The sequence below is a fragment of the Bordetella tumbae genome, assembly GCF_054780995.1.
Map to the genome: position 1 here is coordinate 135159 of NZ_BAAGVG010000026.1, position 21822 is coordinate 156980.

The window sequence follows — 21822 nt, forward strand, 5'->3', positions numbered from 1 at the left end:
TCGCCCCTCAGCGACAAAACTCTGAGGGGCGAATCTGACGACATCCCAAACGGCGTCAGGTAGCAGCAGTGCTACCGATTTGCCTAGGTGCCAGATCCGGATTCAGAGAATAGACGCCTGTCAGACTGTCCTGGGCCAAAATGTGACCTTGCATCGCCTTCAGCACATCGTTGCCATTGAAGTGCCCATGCACGTCCAGTTTGGGAACATCCAAGGCGTACAGCGTAAAGACGTAGCGATGCAGCAGTTCGTCGTTCCACGGCGGGCACGGCCCGTCGTAGCCGAAATAGTCGCCACTCATATCGCGATCGGCCGCAAACCACGAGGTGTAATCGTTGATCCCTTGGCGAGCCTCGTTAGGCGCCAGGGGACCACCCTTGCCGCGCGGGGTGATACCGCTAGAAAAGGCGCCTTCTTCGATTTCACGCAGCTCCGGATCCAGGTCGATCAAGACCCAGTGAAAGAAATCCGCACGGGGCAAGCTTGCCGGTACGGTCCGTCCCTCTTGGTTGACATCGTCGGGCTTTGAGGGGACATCCGGATCGTGGCAGATCAGGGCGAACGAACGAGTGCCGTCGGGGACCTCTCCCCAGGAAAACTGGGGATTGAAGTTGTCCGCGAGGATGACGTGCGACTGGGCGTCGATCTTGCCGAAAGCGTAGCGGTCGGGCATCGATTCGTTATCGGAAAAAGATAGACTCGAAAGTTTCATGTCGTACTCCTGCGAGGCAGTAGGCGCTTCCTACCCAGCCAAATTAACACGAGCGAACTTGCGCTTGCCTACTTGAATGACGTAAGACCCGGCCTGTAATTGCAACGATTTGTCTTCGACGCGGTCGCCGTTGACCTTGACGCCGCCTTGTTCGACGTTGCGCTGGGCTTCTGCGCCCGAGGCAACGAGGCCGGCTTCACGCAATACTTTGAGAATCCCCAACGGAGCGCCTGCCACATTGACCTCGGGCATATCGTCAGGCACCGCACCGTCACGGAAACGGGCCTGGAAATTCACCAAGGCGTCTTCGGCCGCCTGGGCCGAATGGAAGCGTGTAATGATCTCTTGCGCCAGGGCGACTTTGGCGTCGCGCGGATTGGCGCCAGCATCGGTAGCCGCCTTGAGCGCAGCGATGTCGTCCAGCGAACGGAACGACAGCAACTCAAAATAACGCCACATCAGCGTGTCAGAGATCGACATCAGCTTGCCGAACATGGAATCCGGGGTTTCGGAGATACCGATGTAGTTGCCCTTGGATTTGGACATTTTCTCGACGCCATCGGTGCCTTCGAGCAGCGGCATGGTCAGCACGCATTGAGGCGCCTGGCCATATTCTTTCTGCAGCTCGCGGCCGACCAGCAAGTTGAATTTCTGGTCAGTACCGCCCAGCTCGAGATCGGATTTCAGTGCGACGGAATCGTAGCCTTGCATCAAGGGGTACAAGAATTCGTGCACGGCAATGGGAATGCCGCCCTTGAAGCGCTTGGTGAAGTCTTCGCGCTCCATCATGCGCGCAACGGTGTAGCGCGACGCCAATTGGATCAAGCCCCGCGCGCCCAGCGGATCGCTCCATTCGGAGTTGTAGCGGATTTCAGTGCGTGCGGGGTCCAGCACCATGCTGGCCTGCGCGTAGTAGGTCTGGGCATTGGTTTCGATCTGCTCGCGCGTCAACGGCGGGCGCGTGGAGTTGCGGCCGCTGGGATCACCAATGGTGGACGTGAAATCGCCAATCAGGAAGATGACGTTGTGCCCCAGGTCCTGCAATTGCCGCATCTTGTTCAGCACCACCGTGTGACCCAAGTGGATGTCGGGCGCGGTAGGATCCAACCCCAATTTAATGCGCAGCGGTACGCCGGTAGCGCGGCTCTTGGCCAGCTTGCGGGCGAACTCCGATTCGACGAGCAACTCGTCGCAACCGCGCTTGGCGACGCGCAGGTCGGCTTCGACTTCGGGGGTAATGGGGGCTTCGGGTTGAGACATATCTGGGGCCGGATGCGGCGATAAAAGACTAAGAAAGAGCCGAAAATTGCAAGAAACGTGTAAAAACTGTCAGCGTGATCGGTAAATCAGTCGAAAATTCTAGCTGAATCAGCTAGGATACGACGCTAATCATACGCAACTGTAGCCATTATGGCGTCATTGCCGTTGCGACCCGGCTTAACCCCTGTTGTTCACAAGATGCCTCGCCAGAGGCGCGGCCCCCTTGCGTATCGCAGATGCGCCCGGGTGATGCTGTGCTGGCGTATCTGCATCCTTGGGGACTTACACCCCCTTGAAAGGCTTTACTTTGATAGATCGTGGCTCTCACAGCCCGGCTGATCGCTCCGTTGGCAGCACGGCCGCCCTGTCTCGCCCCGAGTCGTCCCGTCGCGCTGGCTGGCTACGCCGCACGCTACTGGTCAGCACGATAGGTTTGTTCGCTGGCGCCGCGGCGCTGGGCATGGTCCAACAACCCGACCGCACTCAATTACCCCTGTCGCGCCAGATTCAAAGCGTGCTGCCTCTGGCGTCAAACCAAGTCAGTGTCAGCAGCGTTGACAGCGATGCGCCGTTTGTCAGCGAAACGCGTATCCGGGCCGGCGATACGCTGGCCTCGGTGCTGCAGCGCCTCGAAATTGACGCACCGGGCTTGCAGCGCTTTTTGACACAGGCCCCCAGCGCCCGCAGCATTTACAAGCTCTATCCTGGACGCTCAGTGCAGGCAGCAACCGATGCACAGGGCAATCTGGTCTGGCTGCGTTATATCCATACGCCAGGCGAAGAAGACGACGGCCAGGTCACCACCAAAATGCTGCTGGTGACACCGTCGGACGACTCGTACACAGCACGCGAGATCACCGACCGCACCGACTTGCAGACGCGCGTCGCCGTCGGCACGATTCGCAATTCACTATTCGGCGCAACTGATACCGCCGGCATTCCGGATTCGATCACACAGCAGATGGCCGACGTGCTCGGCTCCAAGATCGATTTTCTGCGCGATATTCGCCCGGGCGACCAATTCCGCGTCGTCTACGAGGTCCGTTCGCATCAGGGCCGCTATGCCGGTGCCGGTCGTTTGTTAGCCGTGGAATTCATCAACAACGGCAAGACCTACAACGCAGTGTGGTTCAGCCCGGACGGAAAATCAGGCAATTACTACGGCTTTGACGGCGTCAGCCTGCGCGGGGCATTTTTGCGCACCGCGCTGAAATTTTCCCGCATCAGTTCGACCTTTGGCATGCGCATGCACCCCATCCATAAAACCTGGACGGGACACAAGGGCGTGGATTATGCGGCGCCCTCGGGCACGCCGATCCATACCACTGCGGATGGCACCGTGGAGTTTGCCGGCTGGCAAAACGGGTACGGTAACGTGGTCATCGTCAAGCACTATGGCCAGTATTCGACCTTGTATGCGCACCAGAGCCGTATTGCCCCCGATGTCAAAGTCGGCGCCAAGGTGTCGCAGGGCCAGTTGATCGGCTACGTGGGCTCGACGGGCTGGGCGACCGGCCCGCACCTGCATTACGAGTTCCGGATTGACAACCAGCCTGTCGATCCCTTGGCTGCGGACCTGCCGATCTCTCGCCCGCTCGATCCGGACGAGGCTCGCAAGTTCCAGGCGGCGACAGAGCCCTACAAGCAACAGCTCGCATTGTTGACCCATCTGCAGCAAACGCTGCCTGAGTCCAGTACGAATGTCGCGAGCCGTTGACGCGACGCTTGCCTCGCTGATGCCATGCCTCGATCTCGCGGCCAATCTGCTTTGACGACCGGCCGCCTTTTCATCGGCCTGATGTCAGGCACGAGCCTGGACGGCGCCGATGGGGTGCTGGTGCGTCTACATGCACCTGGCGCCGCCCCATCGGAATCCGGTAGCGCTCCCACAACTGCGCACGCGATCAAGAACGTCGCACAGACGCCTGCGATACAGGTCCTGGCAACCGCCGCGCTGCCCATGCCCGCCGAGCTCCGACACGAGTTCCTGGCGCTGAACAAAAGCGGTGCCGACGAGTTGCATCGCGCCGCACTGGCCAGCCAGGCTTTGGCGCGGCTATACGCCGATACGGTCCACGCCCTCTTGGATCAGGCACAGCAACCAGCCACTGCCGTTGCTGCGATTGGCGCACATGGACAAACCGTGCGACACCGTCCGGAATTGGGCTTTACGCTGCAACTCAATGCGCCGGCCTTGCTGGCAGAGTTGACCGGTATCGACGTGGTGGCCGATTTCCGCAGCCGGGACGTTGCCGCTGGAGGCCAGGGTGCCCCGTTGGTGCCGCCGTTTCACGCAGCCATGTTCGCGTCGCCCGCCCCGCGGGCCATTTTGAACCTGGGCGGCATCGGCAACCTGACCCTATTAAAATCCGGTGAGCCGCCACGCGGGTTTGACACGGGCCCCGCCAATGTTTTGCTGGACCTTTGGTGCCAACGGCATACGGGCCAACCTTACGACAAGGACGGGCAATGGGCGGCGACTGGACAGGTACAGCCGGGGCTGCTCGAACATCTATTGACCGAAGAACCCTGGCTCGTGCTGCCGCCCCCCAAATCGACGGGGCGCGACTTGTTTAACGCTGCGTGGCTGGACGAGCGTCTGCAGGATTATGAGGGTGCGGCAAGACTCGCCCCGCAGGACGTTCAAGCGACACTGCAGCGATTTACGGCGCGTACCGTGGCAGATGCGCTAGAGGCAACAGCCCCGGCAACCCACGATGTGCTGGTGTGCGGTGGAGGAGCCCGCAACGCGGGATTGATGCGCGAATTGGCAATCTGCCTGCAGCGCCCCGTTCAACCCACAGACAGCGCGGGCGTACCGGCCCAATGGGTAGAGGCAATGGCCTTTGCCTGGTTGGCACAGGTCTTTTTGGACCGGATTCCGGCGGGCGTACCCGAGGTCACAGGTGCACGCGGGCCGCGTGTACTGGGCGCGCTGTACCCAGCCTGAGCGGCTGGGGCGCTGAAAATCGGATTCTTGCTACAGACGGGGTAGCAGGCAGGCTGGGGCGAGGCCCAGCCTTGCGGACGTTACACCGAGAACGACGAACCGCACCCGCAGGTGGTCGTCGCGTTGGGGTTACGAATCACGAACTGAGCGCCTTCGAGGTCTTCTTTGTAGTCGATTTCGGCACCGACCAAATACTGGAAGCTCATCGGGTCGACCAACAACTGCACGCCGTCCTTGTCCAGCACGGTGTCGTCGTCGCTGACGGCTTCGTCAAAGGTAAAGCCATACTGAAAGCCGGAACAGCCGCCACCCTGCACGAACACGCGCAGTTTCAGTTCGGGGTTGCCTTCTTCGGCCAGCAGATCTTTGACTTTGGCCGCAGCGGAATCGGTGAAAACCAGCGGCGTCGGTGGTGCTTGGAGATCGACGGTTTCGGTGACTGCATTCATGGTGGAGCTCCTGGCCGAAAGATCGGCCAATATCACGTATAAAGTTGACGGGCGAGCCGCCTCAATACTCTCATAGTAGCGCAGACACGGCCGGGGTTCAAAATGCCAGCTTGATAGTGCGGGATGCCCGCACCGTGGATCCCTCGAGCACGCTGATGATCACGGTTTCGGGGACGAATCCCTCTGGCAGCTCGAGCACGCCTTCGCTGCGCTGATATTGATCAAATTGCAGAGACAGAGCGCCGCCGGCAGCCACCGCATCGGGCGCAGCCTTGGGTTTGCCCGGCGACGTATCGGGGGTACCGCTGCCCTCAGGCGTATCGGTCTTTACCTGCATGGGGGCCAAGTCGACAGAGACGACGTCCCCCTTGAGGACACCAGAGGCCTGGAAACGCAATGTCCCCACGAATGGCGCCTCGCTGCGGCCACTGCGCATGAGCAGAACGCGATATTTCAGCCCCTGGCCGTCACGTTGGACCTCAGCGCCACGGATATCGACGGCGCCTTCGGGTCCGGGTGGCAATAATTGCTCAAAAAATGCCAGCCGATCGCGCACGCGGCCCAGCTCTTCTTGGCTCGCACGTAACTGCGCCTCGAGTTCCTGGCGAGCGGCACGCTCGACGGCGATTTCGCCATCCGCAGTATCGAGTTGTGCCCGCAGGAAACGGCTCTCTGCCTGACTTTGCCGTACCGCGGCATCCTGTGCAGCAACTTGCTCAGCAGTGATGACGACACTGGGGACCGCCATCACCGATTTCTGGGCAAACTGATAGCCGGCCAGCGCCCCTAGCGCCAAGCCAACGGCCAGCATACCCAGCAGGAACAGCCATCGCGTGAGAGAGCCGGGACGAGACCCGACCGTGGATTCAGGAGCCGATTGCATCTGAGCCGATCCAGCCAGCCCGGCGGGCCGGCCAGGGATCTCCTACGGCAGAATAGCGACTTGATCGAGCCCGGCAGATTCGGGCAGGCCAAACATCAGGTTCATGTTTTGCACGGCCTGGCCTGATGCGCCCTTGACCAAATTGTCCTGGATGACCAGCACAATCAGCAGATCCCCGTTATTGGGGCGCTGCACCGAGATGCGCAGATTGTTCGAGGCACGCACCGAACGGGTTTCGGGCAAGCTGCCGGCCGGCATGACATCGATAAACGTCTCGTTGGCGTAACGCTTTTCGTACAGCGCCTGGAAGTCCGTGTCCAGTGCCTCTGGGCGGATACGGGCATACAGCGTCGAGAACATGCCGCGGATCATCGGCACCAGATGCGGCACAAACGTCAGGCCGACTTTGCCACCAGCCAGTTTTTCGAGCTGTTCGGTAATCTCGGGATGATGCCGATGCCCTGCCACCCCGTAGGCTTTGAAATTGTCGCTGGCCTCGGAGAACAAGGAACCGACCTCAGCCTTGCGGCCTGCCCCGGAGACCCCCGATTTGCAGTCTGCGATCAAGGTCTGGGTATCGACCAACTGGGCGCCGTTTTCGATCAAGGGGGCCAAGCCGAGCAAAACCGTCGTCGGGTAGCAGCCGGGATTGCCGATGACGCGCGCCTTGGACACGGCCGCGCGGTTGAGTTCGACCAAACCGTAGGTGGACTCCGCCAGGATATCAGGACAAGCATGCGGCATTTTGTACCAACGCTCGAACGTAGCTGTGTCTTGCAGACGGAAATCTGCAGCCAGATCGATGACACGAGTGCCCGCGGCCAATAGTTCTTTGGCCTGTGCCATGGCCACGCCGTGCGGCGTGGCAAAAAACACCACATCGCAATCCGCCAGATTGGCCTTTTCGGGCGTGGAAAACGCCAGACTCACCCGGCCGCGCAAATTGGGGTACATATCCGCCACTGGCAACCCGTCTTCTTTGCGGGAGGTGATGGCAGTCAGTTCGACATGAGGATGTTGCGACAGCAGACGCAGCAACTCGACGCCGGTATAACCGGTGCCGCCGACAATGCCAACCTTGATGCGGGAGTTCGATGCTTGGGCCATGGTGTGGGTGTTCCGTAAGACGAAAAATAATTGTATCGCTAACTTAATACCGATATTTCGTCACCGGACATCCTAGCCCTCACAGATCACGTCGTCCGAGCAAAGACATCGCCAGGCACTCAGCGAAGCACACTGGCCTCTTCCATGCGGCTATCCGAATTCGTAGCGCAGGCCCGCTGAGATTGCCTTGTTGTTCACGCCGTGACCATCAATCTGCATATCAAGGTTGATGAACCAATTCAGATCGATGGAATTCATGCAGGTCGAGGCTCCTAATCCCACCCAACCGCTGTGCCGTTGCAAGCCGATCCCCTGCAAGGTAAATGCCACGTCCGGCGCCCCCTTGAATGCCGCCGTGAAACTCAGGTCGGCAGGATTGCTGTAGCGATAGGCACCTGAACCGGTCAACGTCGTCGTGCCTGCTATCCAGTTAACAGGCCCAGATTGATAACGCATGCCTAGCAAGGCGGCCGCTTGTTTGTACGTGGCACTATCCGCCTGCAACGCAAACTCGCTGCCTGTTTCCGCAAAGGCGCCGCGACGCAAGAGGCTGTACTCGGCACCGACAAAGGGGGAGTAATTAGCATTGCCTATTTCAAATACATGCCCCAACTCGGCATACAGTGACGTCATGCCATCATGACGGCTGCTATCAATGCGTTCAGAACGATCAATGGCAATAACACGCGAAACCTTGGTATTGGTCCAATCGTGCCCGATGCGCCCTGACAGATAGTTGCCCGTCGGCGCGCCATGGCGGCCATATAGCGCGACCCCAACAGCCTGTCCCTTTGAGCGTCCGCCAAGCCCATCAAAGGACGCACTTGCATCAGACGAGGATAGCGCTGCGCCAACAATCGTGTCAGCGCTTAGCCGCTGATCCACACCCAATTGCGCACCGAACGTCTTCGTGTTGGCACTGGCATAGCCAGGTTGACGTAATTTGCCGTCCGCACCCAGCATGGAGACCCACAGCCCAGACAATTCGCGAGCGCGGTTCAACGCATCGACGCGATTCGACAGCGACCGGTTAATCGCCTGCGCTTGCTGAAAATTCAACGCCAGCGACGACGCGTATGCCTCGCCAGTCAAACTTTCCAAAGCATTTCCCAGCTCTTGCAACGTCTCGAGATGCTGCAACGCGGCCGCCTTTTCTACAAACGCACTGCTGACCCTGGTCTGAGCAGATTGCGGTTTGCGATCGAAGAGACACTCCACCTCCTGTGTCTCCTGCCAATGCTGATCCATGGCTCGAAACGAAGACTCGATAGCTTTTGCCGCAGCCTGTTTGGCGCGAGCTCCTTCGAAATGCGCTAGCGAGACAGCGTGTACATCATTACGTTTGATGTCGAGATCTACCTGGGTGGCAGTGTAGATGGGAGACACGGTGAACAAAGGGCTGGCTGCCATCGAAGCAAATTGCCCCTTGATTTCACGTGCCCTCAGCACCGTTTCCCGCAACGTCATGACATACCGAGGATCGGGGTTTGATACTTCCAGCCGCGCCCCGTGGATAAAGGCAAAGTCATCCACAGCGATGGTGGAGCCTAATTGAATCTGCAGTTTTGCACCTTTTGTATCAAGACGCCCCTTGATATGCAACCCGGCACCACTGACCAGCAGCAGGTTCTCATTAGACACAGAACCTCCGATCACTCCGCCGTTGCTGAGCAAGGTGCCGTGCCTCCTGATGTATATCGCGCCTGTCACACTGCCATAAAGCTCAAGCACGCCACTCCAAATATCGGTGGCGCCCGCATAGGTATTTTTTCCCCACAGCACCAATGTGCCAGAACCCGATTTGACCAGCCCGCGATCCCCGCCTATATCGTTAAAAAAATGAGAACGATAACTATCGAAGTCCACAACGAAACTGTCCCCATGCTCAAGCCGCCAGTCAAACAAAGCTGGGCCTCTCACGGCTCTGTCTGGATTTACTTTCCCCCAGCCGTAAATATCGGGATGATCGATAGGATCGATATCGGGATCATCGATAGGATCAGCCGTAGACAACAGCGTTTGCCGCAACTCAGAGTTGTTCATCCAGGGATAGGCTTCGGAGACCAACGCCGCCACCGCCGTCACGACAGGCGCCGAAAATGATGTGCCCTCGAGCACGGTACCGTCACGCATCGGATACGATCCGAGCGCACTGATACACCAGTCGGACGCGTGCCCACATGCATTGGCGTCGGGATGCAGAGTCCCGTCGACACCGAGCCACGTCACGGCAATCCAGCCCTTTTCCAGCTCAGGGGAAAACGCGGGAGCGCTCGCAGGAAGCCCCGGACCAGGCGCTCCGTCGTTCCCCGTTGGCCAAATCAGAAGAGCCCCGTCCCGTAAAACGGCACGGTACAGGTTGTTTTTTTTCAATATGCGCTCATGGTTCTGAAGCTGCTCGGCCACTGTTCCTTCGAGCATTTCGTCATAATCCAGGATGCCATATGAATGATTGATGATCCTGACCCCACGCGCTGCCAATTTGCGATGCGAATAGAAAGGCTTCACGTCGGCATCCAGTGCAATCACGCGGCTGCCGTGCGCCATGCCTTGCCCCAACCCATCGTGCATGTCCCTGCCGGCGATGATACGGCTGACGAAGACGCCATGGTCCTCTACGTCTCGCCCAGAAAATGGTCCGACGAGTTGCCACACGCCGTCCAACGCCTGGTGGGCAGGATTGTCTCCAAAGTCAAAGTCCAAGACGCCTACCGTTACACCGCGCCCAGTGAAGGATTGACGCGATGGCAGCTCAGGCTCAGGCGGCGTCGCTCGCCAAGTCAATAATTTGCCATCTTGATGATTTGCAGCGCTAGACCCGGCCGGTTGCGCATAGATCGTAAACGGCATGGTCAACATGAAGACCGCCGCTAGCCTGAGCCTCCATGTCAACGAGGTCTTGGTGTTAGGCATATCTGCTCTCCGTTCTGCTGCAGGCCCACATTTCAGATGCCGCATTTAAGGCTTCCAACAACGGCCATTGAGTTCTATTGATGACGGAGTGTGTGACGCGTGAGCTGAGACGGTTCCCTCGCACAAGCACAAAATGCCCCCACGCTGCGCCTTCGGCTTGCTGCCCCCCCAGGGGGCGTTTTTGTTTTGGGACGGCCCGGCAACAAAAAAACAAAACGCCCCTGTAAAAACAGGGGCGTTTTGTTTTTGCCAGAGCCACTCGCGCGGCCCTGGTAGAGCAAGACAATTAGCGCTTGCTGAACTGCTTGCGCCGACGTGCCTTGCGGAAGCCGACTTTTTTACGTTCGACTTCACGGGCATCGCGGGTGACGAAGCCAGCTTGCGACAGTGCGGGCTTGAGCGCCGCATCGTAGTCGATCAACGCACGAGTGATACCGTGGCGAATCGCCCCGGCTTGGCCGGTTTCGCCGCCGCCGTGCACGTTGACTTTGATGTCGAACGATTCCAGGTGGCTGGTGAGCTCGAGCGGCTGACGCACGATCATGCGGCCAGTTTCGCGAGCAAAAAATTCGTCGACGGGTTTGCCGTTAACAACGATTTTGCCCGAGCCTTTTTTGATAAAAACACGAGCCACCGAGGTTTTGCGACGGCCGGTTCCGTAGTTCCAGTTACCGATCATGGCGTTTCCTTAGATATCCAGCGGCTGGGGCTGCTGAGCGGTGTGCGGGTGCTCGGCACCAGCGTACACCTTGAGTTTCTTGATCATGGCGTAGCCCAGCGGACCCTTGGGCAACATGCCCTTGACGGCCTTCTGGATGGCGCGGCCGGGAAACCGCTGCTGCAGTTTCTCGAAGTTCGTTTCACGGATACCACCGGGATAGCCGGTGTGACGGAAGTACTTTTTGTCTTGCGTCTTGGTGCCCGTAACAACGATATCGGCAGCGTTGATGATGACGATGTAATCGCCCGTATCAACGTGCGGCGTGAATTCAGGTTTGTGCTTACCACGCAGGCGGCGTGCGACTTCGCTGGCCACACGACCCAGGACTTTGCCCTTGGCGTCGATCACAAACCAGTCACGTTGGACTTCATGCGGCTTGGCCACAAAGGTCTTCATGATTGGTTCCTAAAAGGTAAATTTTTCTGGTCAGAACAGCCTGACGAGAATCTTTTCCTGTTCCGTTGTGCCTTGGCGCATCATCTGGCCCGGGAAACCCGCGCCGGTCATGCGATCCGCAGCTGGCCTAAGCGTTATTAACCGCCCGTGCTACCAACCGGAATAAGGGAAAGTCGGCCATTCTAGCACGATTGCTCAAATATTGTGCAATTCGGTGGTCAGGAACTTGCCAAGCCACTGTGCAATGTGGCCCTGCGGTCCATAGCCTGCAGGCACCAGGGGGGAGCCAACCATGCGGAACGGGCACCTAGTCAACCATCCATCCAGGGTGGTCGAATAGCTCCACAACCCTGGGGACGGCCCACAAAGGCGCCCGTTTTACTGAAGTACCGGCTTTATTTTTACTTGTGCGCCGACATCGCCACGCCCAGGTACTGGTCGTACGAGCCTTCGGCCAAGCGGAACCACGGCACTACGCTGTCACGGAAGCCCATGTAGTTGTCGTACAAAGCCTTGAATTTCGGATCCTTGTCGCTGAATTCCTTGTACACCGTCTGGGCTGCCTGGTACGACGCATCCATCACGGCGCGCGGGAACGGACGCAACTCGGCGCCCGCGGCGATGAGCCGGCGCAGCGCGCCCGGATTTTCGGCATCGTAGCGCGAGGTCATGGCCACATGCGCCACGCGGCTGGCCGCCTCGACGATGGCTTGGTAGTTCTTGGGCAAGCTGTTCCACGCACCTTCGTTCAGGTACAGCGACACCTGGGGACCGCCTTCCCACCAGCCCGGGTAGTAGTAGTACTTGGCGACCTTGTTAAAGCCCAGCTTTTCGTCGTCGTACGGTCCCACGAACTCGACGGCGTCCAGCGTGCCTTTTTCGAGCGAGGGATACACGTCGCCGCCTGCCAGTTGCTGCGGCACCACACCCAGGCGCGACAGGACTTCGCCCGCGAAGCCGGCGGTACGCATTTTCAGACCCTTCAGGTCTTCGACGGTCTTGATTTCCTTGCGGTACCAGCCACCCATCTGCACACCGGTGTTGCCCATGGGGAAGTTGACGATTTTGTGCGGCTTGAACATGTCGCGGGTCAGCTTCATGCCGTCGCCGTTGAACATCCAGGCGTTCATCTGACGCGCGTTCAGACCAAACGGCACGGCCGCGTCAAAGCAAAACGCCGGATCTTTGCCGTAGTAGTAGTACGACACGGTATGACCGCACTCGATCGTGTTGTTGGACACGGCATCCATGACCTGCAAGGCGGGAACGATTTCACCGCCCGGAAAATGGCGGATATTGAATTTGCCGCCCGTGGCTTCGGTGACGAATTTGCAGAAAATGTCGCCGGTACCGAACAGCGCATCCAGGCTGCGCGGAAAGCTGGACGCCATGCGCCAGTTCAGGCTGGGTGCGTCTTGCGCGAATACCGGTGCGGCAACTGCCGCGCTGCCCGCGACAGCGCCCAGGCCGGCTTGTTTCAAAAAGGAACGACGTTGCATAAAGGTTGGCTCCTCGACAGCAATTTGGTATGAGATATCGCACGCGATATGTGGCGGATATTACACGTTGTTATATCTATACCGTAAGAGGGGTTACCAGCCCGCACGCCGACAATCGTGAAATGGGTCCGCCAAAAAGGCCGGGCGGCACTGACCCCGGCCTGTCCAGAGGCAAAAAAGAAGCCACCGGGCGAATCAGATCCCGGCAATCGCCATTTGCTCGACAAGAATCGAGCCTGTGCGTTTGGTCCCACGAGCGATCGTATCGGCGCCCACGGCGACAATCTGGCGGAACATATCAGCCAGATTGCCGGCGATCGTGATTTCCTGGACCGCGTGCTGGATCTGGCCGTTTTCCACCCAATATCCGAACGCGCCGCGCGAATAATCGCCCGTGACGTAATTGACGCCCTGCCCGATCAGCTCTGTAACCAGCAGCCCGGTGCCGAGCTTGCGCAGCATGGCCTCGAAATCATCGTTGGCCGAGGTCAGGCGCGACGACAGGGTCAGGTTATGCGAGCCGCCCGCGTTGCCCGTGGTGGTCATGCCGAGCTTGCGCGCGGTGTAGGTCGACAGGAAATAGCCCTGCAGCACGCCGCCTGTCACCACGCTGCGCGCCCGGGTGCGCACACCCTCGTCATCAAAGGGCGAACTGCCCATGCCGCCACGCACGTGGGGGTCTTCGGCAATGTCGATATGGTCGGGAAAGATGGGCTTGCCCAGGGCATCGACCAGGAAACTGGTCTTGCGGTATAAGGCGCCGCCGCTGGTCGCCTGCGTAAACGCGCCTAGCAGCCCCAATGCCAGAGGCGCCTCGAAGAGCACAGGAAATTTGCCCGTGCGAATTCGTTTGGCCGACAGGCGTGACAAGGTGCGCTCGGCCGCGTAACGGCCGACGGCCTCGGGGGCGGCCAGCAGCGCAGGGTCGCGTTCCGAGCTATACCAGTAGTCGCGCTGCATGTTGTTGCCGCGCCCGGCGATCGGGGCGACCGACAGACTGTGGCGCGAGTACGGGTAACCACCCAAGAAGCCTCGGGTATTACCCATGACGAACTGGCCTTCGTAGGTACCTACGGTCGCGCCATCGGTATTGGTAATGCGGCGATCCACGGCCCGGGCCGCGCGCTCGGCGCGCAATGCCAGCTCGGCGGCCTGCTCCGTCGTGACAGGCCAGGGGTAATGCAAGGCCAGATCGGGCACATCGGTGGCCAACTGATCGGCATCGGGCAAGCCCGCCGCCGGATCGGCTGCCGTATGGCGGGCGATGTGCCAGGCGGCCTCGACCGTCTGGCGCAGAGCGGCCTCGGAAAAATCGGAGGTCGAGGCCGAGCCGCGGCTTTGGCCGGCGTACACCGTCAAATCCAGCGAACGATCGCGGGTTTGCTCGACCGTTTCGATGTCGTCTTTACGTACCGACACCGAAAGCCCCAGGCTTTCGGAAATCTCGGCAGCGGCGTCACTGGCCCCAATCTGGCGTGCATACGCCAGGACTTGTTCGACCAGTTCGCTGAAACGCGCGTGGTTCGCGGCCAGGGGAAGAGAGGAGGTAGAAGTATTGACCATTGCAGTCCAGTAAGCAGAGACGGTTATCATAGCCAAGTCTGCGTTGATGCTGTTCCCCCATTGCATTCCTCATGAATTCTTCTATCCCTGATTCGACCGCCGAAGGCGAGTTCGACGAAAACGGTTACGACCGCCCCAGCAAATCGCAAGTCAAGCGCGAAATGCATGCTCTGCTCGATTTGGGCAAGCAATTGATCGAGTTGCCTGACGACCGTCTGAAGCAATTGCCCCTGGCCGAACGCCTGTACGAGGCAATTCGCCTGGCGCAAAAGACGACCAGCCGCGAAGGCAAGCGCCGGCAGACTCATTTTGTCGGCAAGCTGATGCGTGATGCGCCCGCTGATGAGATCCGTGCGCAGCTCGATGTCTGGCAAAACGGCTCACGCGAAGAAACGGCCGCCATGCATCGGCTGGAGTCGCTACGTGACAAGCTGCTGAGCGATGACGATGCCTTGACCGAATTGCTCAACGCCCACCCCGGCGCCGATGTGCAGGCACTGCGCGCGACGATACGGGCGGCTCGCAAAGAGGCGCAGGGCAATGCCGCCCTGCAGCAAGGCCAAGAGCCGCAGCGCAAGCAGTACCGGGCGCTGTTTCAAGCCCTGAAAGCCTTGTCTGCCTGACGCCGATCCAAACCACAGCGTCAATCAATAGCCATTAGCCAAACCGGACCGTTTTCGGCCCTCTCGTTTCTTCCTGCCACCATGACTGCTACCCCTGCCTTGTTGGACTGCATCGAAATGCAGACCGCCCCCAACCCGACTCATGCCGTGATATGGCTGCATGGCTTGGGAGCCGACGGTAATGACTTTGCGCCTATCGTGCCCGAACTCCGGTTAGGCAGCAGCCCGGCTGTGCGCTTTGTGTTTCCTCACGCCCCGGTACAACCCGTGACGATCAACGGCGGGATGGCCATGCGGTCGTGGTACGACATTCTGGTCACTGACTTGGTACGCCAAGAGGACGCAACGGGCATCCGGCAATCCGAAGCCGCCGTACGGGCGCTGATCGCTCGCGAAAACGCTCGCGGCATCCCGACCTCGCGCATTGTGCTGGCCGGATTCTCGCAAGGTTGCGCGATGACGCTGCATACAGGGCTGCGGCTGGAAGAAAAGCTGGCAGGCATGATAGGCCTGTCCGGTTATCTGCCATTGCTGGACACGGCAGCCGCCGAGCGCCACACGGCCAATGCCGGCACGCCGATTTTTCTGGCGCACGGCACGTTTGACCCTGTCGTTGCACTGCCGCGTGCCGAGGCCTCGTTGGCGCAATTGCAGTCGCTAGGCTATGACGTGCGCTGGCACACATACCCGATGCCACACTCGGTATGCGCACCGGAAATCAACGATATCGCGGCGTTTTTGCGAGAAGTCTTGGTAGCGGGGTAATTGGGGAAAAACCCAAATCGGGTACGACAAAGCCCAATTCGGGTTTTCAGGAAAGCAGATTCAACCATACACGTCGCATGGTGGGGTCTTCCGGATCCGGATCGTTCGTAAATCCCAGACGCGTCATCAAGGTCAGCATCGGCCGGTTATTGGCCAACACGAGGCCATCGATATATTCCAACCCTTGGTCACGGGCCGCGTCGATCAGGGCCTGCATCAGTTGTCCGCCCAGATGACGGCGTTGCCAGTCATCACCAATGACCAATGCATACTCGGCGCCGCGCCCATCGGCATTACGCAAATAATGCGCAAAACCGATGATGATCTCGTGTGGATGCCCCCGGTTTGCCGGATTTGGCACATAGGTGGTCGCCACGAGCGCCAGCTCGCGGTGGTAATCGATTTGCGTGTAGCGCGCCACCATGCGCGGCGTGAGCTCGCGCATCATGGACACAAAGCGCATATAACGCGAACGCTCTGACAGGCCGCGAATGAAATCCTGCAAGGTCTGTCCGTCCTCGGGACGAATGGGGCGGATCACCCATTCTGTCCCGTCATCAAATTCGCGGCGACGCACCAGACGCGCCGGATAAGGATGGATCGCCATATGCGGATAACCGCTGGCTTGCGGCGTGGCGCAGGCAGGCTCAGCGCACAGCGTGATGCGCAAGCCGGCGGCGCGCAACTGCGATTCACCCGCATACAGCGGATCGATATCCAGCGACTCGATCGCGGGCAATTCGGAGATCACCTCGGACACCTGAACCAATGTGTGCTGCAGGGCTTCGGCGGCAACACTGCTGATTTGCGAAGCGAGCACGCGCTGCCACGTACGGCTGCGTTCTATCAGTTGGCGCGCCAAAAAACCATTTAGCGGCGGCAAATCCCGGCCTCTATCGGAGCCCGCCGATAGCAATGCATCGGGGCCGCCTGCACCGAATTGAATGATAGGACCAAAATTCGGATCACGCCGCACGCGAATGGCCATAGGCCGCGACTCGGGCTCGCCCGGCAGCACGCCCGCAGGAACATCACGCAGCGGGACGTAAAAGGCATCCAACACGCTACGACACTCGGACACAGACAAATCCAGGCGGCCGGCCGCGCGGGCGGCGTCCAGCACAAGACGCGCCTTGGCCACATCCGGCAAACGGCTCGGTGGCTCGGGCGGCAGAGTCTGCAGCAGCAATTGTTGGTTGTAGTAATGCGTGGACAGCACCCCAAACGCATCGGCAGCCGACTCCGGCGTGCGAAATGCCGGCGTGCCGACATCGTCCAACATCCGGCGCAGCGGCCGCATGCCTGCGTCGCCCATGAAGCAACTGACCACGGGCTTGCGGGCGTTCGGGGCAAACTGCGCCAATTGACGCGCGACAGCGGACATGTCCGCCAACGCATCCGGCGCCAACACCACCAGCACGCCGTCAACACCCTGATCGTCAATCAAACTATCCAGCATGGCCTGTATGCGCTCTGGCGTCAGGGGCACATAGGTAATGACAGGATTGGCAGTCGCCGCATCGGGCTCGAGCAGCTCCGTCAACGCCCGCCGTGTAGCAGGCGCCAACTCGGCTCGCAACATCGCCGTATCCGGCCCGATGAGATCCAAGGCCAACTGAGGCGGGCCACTGCCATTGGACAGGATCGCAACGCGGCGGCCACGCGGACGGCGTGTATACCCCAGCACCTTGACTGCCGAGAACAGCTGCACAAAATACCGGACGCGTACCGCGCCTGCCCGCCGCAGTGCTGCATCCAGAGCAGGATCGCTGCCCGGCGGGCCATCACGGCCAGCCTTGAGCACAATCACGGGTTTGACGCTGGCGGCCGAGCGCAGCGCGCTCATGAATTCACGTGCGACGCCCACGTCCTCCAGGTACAGCACGATGCTGTCCGTCCTCGGGTCGCTGGCCAAAAAGTCCAGCACTTGAGCCAGCCGGATCGAGGCCTCGTCTCCCAGCGAAATCGCGGTGGAAAAGCCAATATGCACATCGTCCGCCCAGTCCATCACAGCGGCGGTGATCGACCGCGATTGCGTCACCAGCGCCACCCGGCCGGCGCGCGCCAAAAAGGAATGCTGGCTGAAATTCAGGCTGGCGTGGGGCCGTTGCAGCCCAAAGGCTCTCGGCCCCAGTAGCGCGCACCCTGTTTGCTCGGCCCAGGCGCGGCATAACGCCAAGGTGCCGCCAGGATAGGGATCCGGCAGCTCGTGGGGCAGCACAATCGCAGCGCGCGGCTGCAACCCCGTCAAGCGCCGCAAAACATCCGGCAATATAGAGGGAGAGACGCATATCAGCGCCAGATCCGGCCGTTGCCCGGCTGACAGGCCCTGACAGCTCTCGGGAATCGCCGGCGCCTGCCCCGCCTGCACATCGACCAGGGTCGTGCTCGCACGCAATTCGGCCCGTAAAGTATTGACCACAGGCAGGGGCCGGTCGGCCACGATCACCAGGGATTTGGGGTCGAACAGCGGGGCAAGAGCGTGTCGCAACATAGGCAGGTCGGGCGCTATTCTAAAATAAGCCCATCGTAACAAGACGGCCGCGTGATCGCTATGATCGCGTCCCATGTTTTCCGCCCTGTCGCGGCGGCCTGCCACGCTTTTTCCTGCTGACTATGACTTCGACCCCTATCCGCACCCGTTTTGCCCCCTCGCCCACGGGTTTTCTGCATCTGGGCGGCGCACGCACTGCGCTGTTTTCCTGGGCGTTTGCGCGCCACAATCAGGGTGTCTTCGTGCTGCGCATCGAAGACACCGACCTGGAGCGCTCCACGCCCGAGGCGGTGCAAGCCATTCTGGACAGCATGGACTGGCTGGGCATGCAACCGGACGAAGGCCCGTTCTATCAAATGCAGCGTATGGACCGCTATCGCGAAGTCGTCGCACAAATGTTGCAAGCCGGGACGGCCTATCATTGCTACAGCTCGCCCGAAGAAGTCGAGCAAATGCGCGAAGCCGCCCGCGCCAAAGGATTGAAGCCGCGATACGACGGCACCTGGCGCCCGGAGCCGGGCAAAACGCTGCCTGCCATCCCCGAGGGCCGCAAACCAGTCGTGCGTTTCAAGAACCCCCAAGACGGCGCCACCGGTTGGAACGACATGGTCAAAGGCCCGATCAGCTTTGACAACAGCGAACTCGACGACCTGATCATCGCTCGTCCCGACGGCACGCCTACGTATAACTTCTGCGTGGTGGTCGACGATTGGGATATGGGCATGACGCATATTCTGCGCGGTGATGATCACGTCAACAACACGCCGCGTCAGATCAACATTTTGCGCGCGCTGGGCGCGACGGTGCCGGAATACGGCCACGTGCCTATGATCCTGGGTCCCGATGGTGAAAAACTGTCTAAACGCCATGGCGCCGTCAACGTGATGGAATACGATGCACAAGGCTACTTGCCCGAAGCGATGATCAACTATCTGTCGCGCCTGGGCTGGAGCCATGGTGATGACGAACTCTTCACGCGCGAGCAATTGGTGCAATGGTTCGACACGGATCATCTGTCTAAATCTGCATCGCAATGGGATCCGAAAAAGCTGAACTGGGTCAATGCGCACTACATCAAGCAGATGGACAACGCCGAGCTGGCCGCTCGCGTTGCCCCGCGCATTGAAAAGCGTGGCGGCAACCCGGCTGCTACCGACCTGCCCGCCGCGATAGGATTACTGAAAGACCGCGCCGAAACGTTGGAACAGTTGGCCGAATCCGCGATGTTGTTCTGCAAACCGTTCGCGCCTGCGCCAGCCGAGTTGGTAGAGCAACACCTGACCCCTGCTGCGCGCGAAGCCCTGGCCGACTTTGCGCAACGAGCCGCAGACACGGACTGGACACGTGAGGGCATCACCGCGCTCATCAAGGCCGTGCTGGCCGATCGCGGCCTGAAAATGCCGCAGCTGGCGATTCCATTGCGTGTTGCCGTGGTGGGTCAGACCCAGACACCGGCAGTGGATGCGGTGCTCGCTTTGATTGGTAAAGATACGGTATTGCAGCGCTTGGGCGCGATCTGAGCAGACACGCCCAACCGGAACTGTGAGGCTAAAAAGGTGCTGCCAACGATTTGGCGGCACCTTTTTCATTCTTCACGCCTTTATTGAACCACCGGCTCGCCGGTTTTCGCCTGCGCGCGGCGCTTTAATGCCCATGCAAAGCTGGCACCCAACAGAGGCAGCAGCACGGCCGACGTACCAAACAGCACGGCAGCGCCTGCAACGTCCACAAACACACCGGCCAACGCTACCCCGACTGCTTGTCCCAGAAACAAGCATGAGGCAAACCACGCCACGGCGGTTCCTCTCGCCGATGGCACCATTTGCGTCGCGTTGGTTTGCAGCGTCGCATGCAGCAGGTAATAGCCAAAGCCCGCAAGTACGCCCGCTCCCAAAGCCCATCCCCATGCCGGGCCGAGCCAATACGCAAGAAAGGCAACGCACAGAACAACGCCACCCGCGGCGGCGAGACCGCGTTCTCCCAACCAACGCAGCATCCGTCCCGCGACCAAGGTGTAAAGCAGCCCGCCCAAGGCATACACGGCCACAACGGCCCCGGCTGCCGTCAATGACAATCCGAACCGATCATGCAAATAAGCGGGTGCGAATGCCAAAGAGCCAAACACCAGCAGCCCCTCCAGGAACACCGTGACCAAGACAATGCGCGCCCACGGCACACCAAACACCGTGCGCATCTGAGCCACAAAACCGCGCTGCGGCACGGATTGAGATGCCGTCGCCGAACCTGCCGATGATCGCCGCTGCGCAGCTTGTTGCGCGACCTCGCGCAACAGCAGGCTACCGACAATCACATATCCGACGACCAGGAACGCAAAGGCCCAGCGCCATCCCATGGTGTCTGTGATCAAGCCCCCGGCCAACTGGCCCATCGCCATTCCCAAAATCGTGCCGGTCAGAAAACGCGCCAACGTCGCCTGACGCTCTTCATAGGGCACGTTATCGCCGATCCAGGCCATCGATAACGGCACAATGCCGCCACCTGCCGCCCCAGACAACGCCCGGCACACAATCAATACGTCCAGGTTCGGCGCCACTACCGCTCCCGCACTGCCTATGGCGCACGCAAACGTCGCGATGGCAACAACGCGGAATTTGCCATAGCGATCCCCCACCGGTCCGAAAAACATCTGCAGCAAGCCGTACGCTACGGCAAACGCCGTCACCGTAGCGCCTGCCTGGCCGGTCGACGTACCGAATTCAGCGGCCAGCCGCGGCAACATCGGATCGCAAATACGAAAAGCACTGGCGCTGACGAAAGCCGCCAGCGCCAGCAAGAGAATGGCTCGATTCTGGGAATGTGGAGAGGACATCTGCGCCGTATGATTTCGATTCTGAAACGAGAATAGGCGCCCGACGACAGTCTATCCAGGAAATATGCAGGGCCGTCCCCAAGTTCCCGCATTTCCGACAGGGATCGAACCAGGCACTACCCTGGGGAGCGCTCAATAAGGTAAACGATAACCCGGTTGCATGCGACGCGCCGTAATGGACTGCCCGCCACTGCGCAATTCGCGCAGCGTCAAACGCGCCGGCTCGGTTTTCTCGATCCGATAGCGGTTCTGATAAATAGGATCGTCCATGTCGATCAACTCGCCATTGGATTTGATCGTCTGCAAGGTGATCACACCACCGGCGGCCTGCCAGCAGCCTGCCTCGCGCAAGCCTGGACGAATACGTTTGCCCACCTTCAGCTGCGTGTCATAGGCCATTGAGCCATCGGCCCCCAACACAATCAACGCACGAAAATCGCCGGCCACCCCGCGAGGGCTCGTGTTGGACTGCCATGTACCGACCAACTGACTGCCTGCCTCGGCCGGCGAGCAAACAATAGGCCGAGACGCCTCAGGCGCAACAGAAACCTGTTCAACGGGCGCTTTTTTTGTCACGCATCCCGCCAACGTCAACACTGCGCCCGCCACAACAAAACCGCGATACCGCCACACACTCTTCATGACACCCTCGAAACA

Annotated in this window: 18 protein-coding genes; 5 read left to right on the forward strand and 13 right to left on the reverse strand. The window is 60.0% G+C overall.

The features are described 5' to 3' along the window. Positions 1–55 precede the first annotated feature (55 nt). Positions 56–712: a YbhB/YbcL family Raf kinase inhibitor-like protein gene (locus tag ACYVI2_RS28355; protein ID WP_415819171.1), complete on the reverse strand. Its 657-nt coding sequence runs from the start codon at positions 710–712 to the stop codon at positions 56–58. Between the two features lie 30 nt (positions 713–742). After that, complete coding sequence (tyrS, locus tag ACYVI2_RS28360; protein ID WP_415819170.1) at positions 743–1972, reverse strand: tyrosine--tRNA ligase; 1230 nt, start codon at positions 1970–1972, stop codon at positions 743–745. A gap of 310 nt (positions 1973–2282) precedes the next feature. Between tyrS and ACYVI2_RS28365 the strand changes: the two genes are divergently transcribed. Both ACYVI2_RS28365 and ACYVI2_RS28370 read left to right on the forward strand, forming a co-directional pair. Beyond that, complete coding sequence (locus ACYVI2_RS28365) at positions 2283–3689, forward strand: M23 family metallopeptidase (protein ID WP_415819286.1); 1407 nt, start codon at positions 2283–2285, stop codon at positions 3687–3689. A 24-nt stretch (positions 3690–3713) separates the two neighbouring features. Further along, entirely contained in the window at positions 3714–4922 is a 1209-nt protein-coding gene (locus ACYVI2_RS28370) for an anhydro-N-acetylmuramic acid kinase (protein WP_415819169.1), read from the forward strand. Between the two features lie 80 nt (positions 4923–5002). On the opposite strand, the gene erpA is transcribed toward ACYVI2_RS28370, so the two are convergent. The 8 genes from erpA to pmbA form a co-directional block, all read right to left on the reverse strand. After that, the gene (gene erpA, locus ACYVI2_RS28375) at positions 5003–5371 is read right to left on the reverse strand and encodes an iron-sulfur cluster insertion protein ErpA (protein WP_415819168.1); all 369 of its coding nucleotides are present in this window, start codon (positions 5369–5371) and stop codon (positions 5003–5005) included. A 97-nt stretch (positions 5372–5468) separates the two neighbouring features. Continuing rightward, a complete protein-coding gene (locus ACYVI2_RS28380) occupies positions 5469–6254 on the reverse strand; it encodes a DUF6776 family protein (protein WP_415819167.1) in 786 nt (261 codons plus the stop codon). Positions 6255–6296: 42 nt separating this feature from the next. Further along, positions 6297–7361 (reverse strand): N-acetyl-gamma-glutamyl-phosphate reductase, encoded by a 1065-nt coding sequence (argC, locus tag ACYVI2_RS28385; protein WP_415819166.1) that lies wholly within the window; start codon positions 7359–7361, stop codon positions 6297–6299. Between the two features lie 150 nt (positions 7362–7511). Next, positions 7512–10274: an autotransporter domain-containing protein gene (locus ACYVI2_RS28390; protein ID WP_415819165.1), complete on the reverse strand. Its 2763-nt coding sequence runs from the start codon at positions 10272–10274 to the stop codon at positions 7512–7514. Positions 10275–10560: 286 nt separating this feature from the next. Then, positions 10561–10953 carry a 30S ribosomal protein S9 gene (gene rpsI / locus ACYVI2_RS28395; RefSeq protein WP_415807436.1) on the reverse strand — a complete coding sequence of 131 codons (393 nt, stop codon included), beginning with the start codon at positions 10951–10953 and terminating at the stop codon, positions 10561–10563. A 9-nt stretch (positions 10954–10962) separates the two neighbouring features. Continuing rightward, positions 10963–11391 carry a 50S ribosomal protein L13 gene (rplM, locus tag ACYVI2_RS28400; RefSeq protein WP_415819164.1) on the reverse strand — a complete coding sequence of 143 codons (429 nt, stop codon included), beginning with the start codon at positions 11389–11391 and terminating at the stop codon, positions 10963–10965. A gap of 401 nt (positions 11392–11792) precedes the next feature. Continuing rightward, positions 11793–12890: a TRAP transporter substrate-binding protein gene (locus tag ACYVI2_RS28405; protein WP_415819163.1), complete on the reverse strand. Its 1098-nt coding sequence runs from the start codon at positions 12888–12890 to the stop codon at positions 11793–11795. Positions 12891–13085: 195 nt separating this feature from the next. Further along, positions 13086–14453, reverse strand: coding sequence for a metalloprotease PmbA (gene pmbA, locus ACYVI2_RS28410; protein ID WP_415819285.1), 1368 nt, complete (start codon positions 14451–14453; stop codon positions 13086–13088). 71 nt (positions 14454–14524) lie between these two features. On the opposite strand from pmbA, the gene yjgA reads away from it, so the two are divergent. Then, a complete protein-coding gene (gene yjgA / locus ACYVI2_RS28415) occupies positions 14525–15076 on the forward strand; it encodes a ribosome biogenesis factor YjgA (RefSeq protein WP_415819162.1) in 552 nt (183 codons plus the stop codon). A gap of 81 nt (positions 15077–15157) precedes the next feature. Next, positions 15158–15841, forward strand: coding sequence for an alpha/beta hydrolase (locus ACYVI2_RS28420; RefSeq protein WP_415819161.1), 684 nt, complete (start codon positions 15158–15160; stop codon positions 15839–15841). A gap of 46 nt (positions 15842–15887) precedes the next feature. On the opposite strand, the gene ACYVI2_RS28425 is transcribed toward ACYVI2_RS28420, so the two are convergent. Continuing rightward, the gene (locus tag ACYVI2_RS28425) at positions 15888–18335 is read right to left on the reverse strand and encodes a bifunctional acetate--CoA ligase family protein/GNAT family N-acetyltransferase (protein WP_415819160.1); all 2448 of its coding nucleotides are present in this window, start codon (positions 18333–18335) and stop codon (positions 15888–15890) included. A gap of 122 nt (positions 18336–18457) precedes the next feature. On the opposite strand from ACYVI2_RS28425, the gene gltX reads away from it, so the two are divergent. Then, positions 18458–19855 (forward strand): glutamate--tRNA ligase, encoded by a 1398-nt coding sequence (gltX, locus tag ACYVI2_RS28430; protein WP_415819159.1) that lies wholly within the window; start codon positions 18458–18460, stop codon positions 19853–19855. A gap of 80 nt (positions 19856–19935) precedes the next feature. Here gltX and ACYVI2_RS28435 read toward each other — a convergent pair whose 3' ends face one another. Beyond that, positions 19936–21165, reverse strand: coding sequence for an MFS transporter (locus ACYVI2_RS28435; protein ID WP_415819158.1), 1230 nt, complete (start codon positions 21163–21165; stop codon positions 19936–19938). Between the two features lie 132 nt (positions 21166–21297). After that, on the reverse strand, positions 21298–21807 hold the full coding sequence (locus tag ACYVI2_RS28440; protein ID WP_415819157.1) for a hypothetical protein: 510 nt from the start codon (positions 21805–21807) through the stop codon (positions 21298–21300). Positions 21808–21822 lie beyond the last annotated feature (15 nt).

Coding starts and splice junctions, on each gene's coding strand:
- rpsI (WP_415807436.1), bottom strand. CDS start 10,953: ATGATCGGTAACTGGAACTACGGAACCGGCCGTCGCAAAACCTCGGTG.
- erpA (WP_415819168.1), bottom strand. CDS start 5,371: ATGAATGCAGTCACCGAAACCGTCGATCTCCAAGCACCACCGACGCCG.
- ACYVI2_RS28440 (WP_415819157.1), bottom strand. CDS start 21,807: ATGAAGAGTGTGTGGCGGTATCGCGGTTTTGTTGTGGCGGGCGCAGTG.
- argC (WP_415819166.1), bottom strand. CDS start 7,361: ATGGCCCAAGCATCGAACTCCCGCATCAAGGTTGGCATTGTCGGCGGC.
- rplM (WP_415819164.1), bottom strand. CDS start 11,391: ATGAAGACCTTTGTGGCCAAGCCGCATGAAGTCCAACGTGACTGGTTT.
- ACYVI2_RS28380 (WP_415819167.1), bottom strand. CDS start 6,254: ATGCAATCGGCTCCTGAATCCACGGTCGGGTCTCGTCCCGGCTCTCTC.
- ACYVI2_RS28405 (WP_415819163.1), bottom strand. CDS start 12,890: ATGCAACGTCGTTCCTTTTTGAAACAAGCCGGCCTGGGCGCTGTCGCG.
- gltX (WP_415819159.1), top strand. CDS start 18,458: ATGACTTCGACCCCTATCCGCACCCGTTTTGCCCCCTCGCCCACGGGT.
- ACYVI2_RS28420 (WP_415819161.1), top strand. CDS start 15,158: ATGACTGCTACCCCTGCCTTGTTGGACTGCATCGAAATGCAGACCGCC.
- ACYVI2_RS28435 (WP_415819158.1), bottom strand. CDS start 21,165: ATGTCCTCTCCACATTCCCAGAATCGAGCCATTCTCTTGCTGGCGCTG.
- yjgA (WP_415819162.1), top strand. CDS start 14,525: ATGAATTCTTCTATCCCTGATTCGACCGCCGAAGGCGAGTTCGACGAA.
- ACYVI2_RS28390 (WP_415819165.1), bottom strand. CDS start 10,274: ATGCCTAACACCAAGACCTCGTTGACATGGAGGCTCAGGCTAGCGGCG.
- ACYVI2_RS28370 (WP_415819169.1), top strand. CDS start 3,714: ATGCCTCGATCTCGCGGCCAATCTGCTTTGACGACCGGCCGCCTTTTC.
- ACYVI2_RS28355 (WP_415819171.1), bottom strand. CDS start 712: ATGAAACTTTCGAGTCTATCTTTTTCCGATAACGAATCGATGCCCGAC.
- tyrS (WP_415819170.1), bottom strand. CDS start 1,972: ATGTCTCAACCCGAAGCCCCCATTACCCCCGAAGTCGAAGCCGACCTG.
- pmbA (WP_415819285.1), bottom strand. CDS start 14,453: ATGGTCAATACTTCTACCTCCTCTCTTCCCCTGGCCGCGAACCACGCG.
- ACYVI2_RS28425 (WP_415819160.1), bottom strand. CDS start 18,335: ATGTTGCGACACGCTCTTGCCCCGCTGTTCGACCCCAAATCCCTGGTG.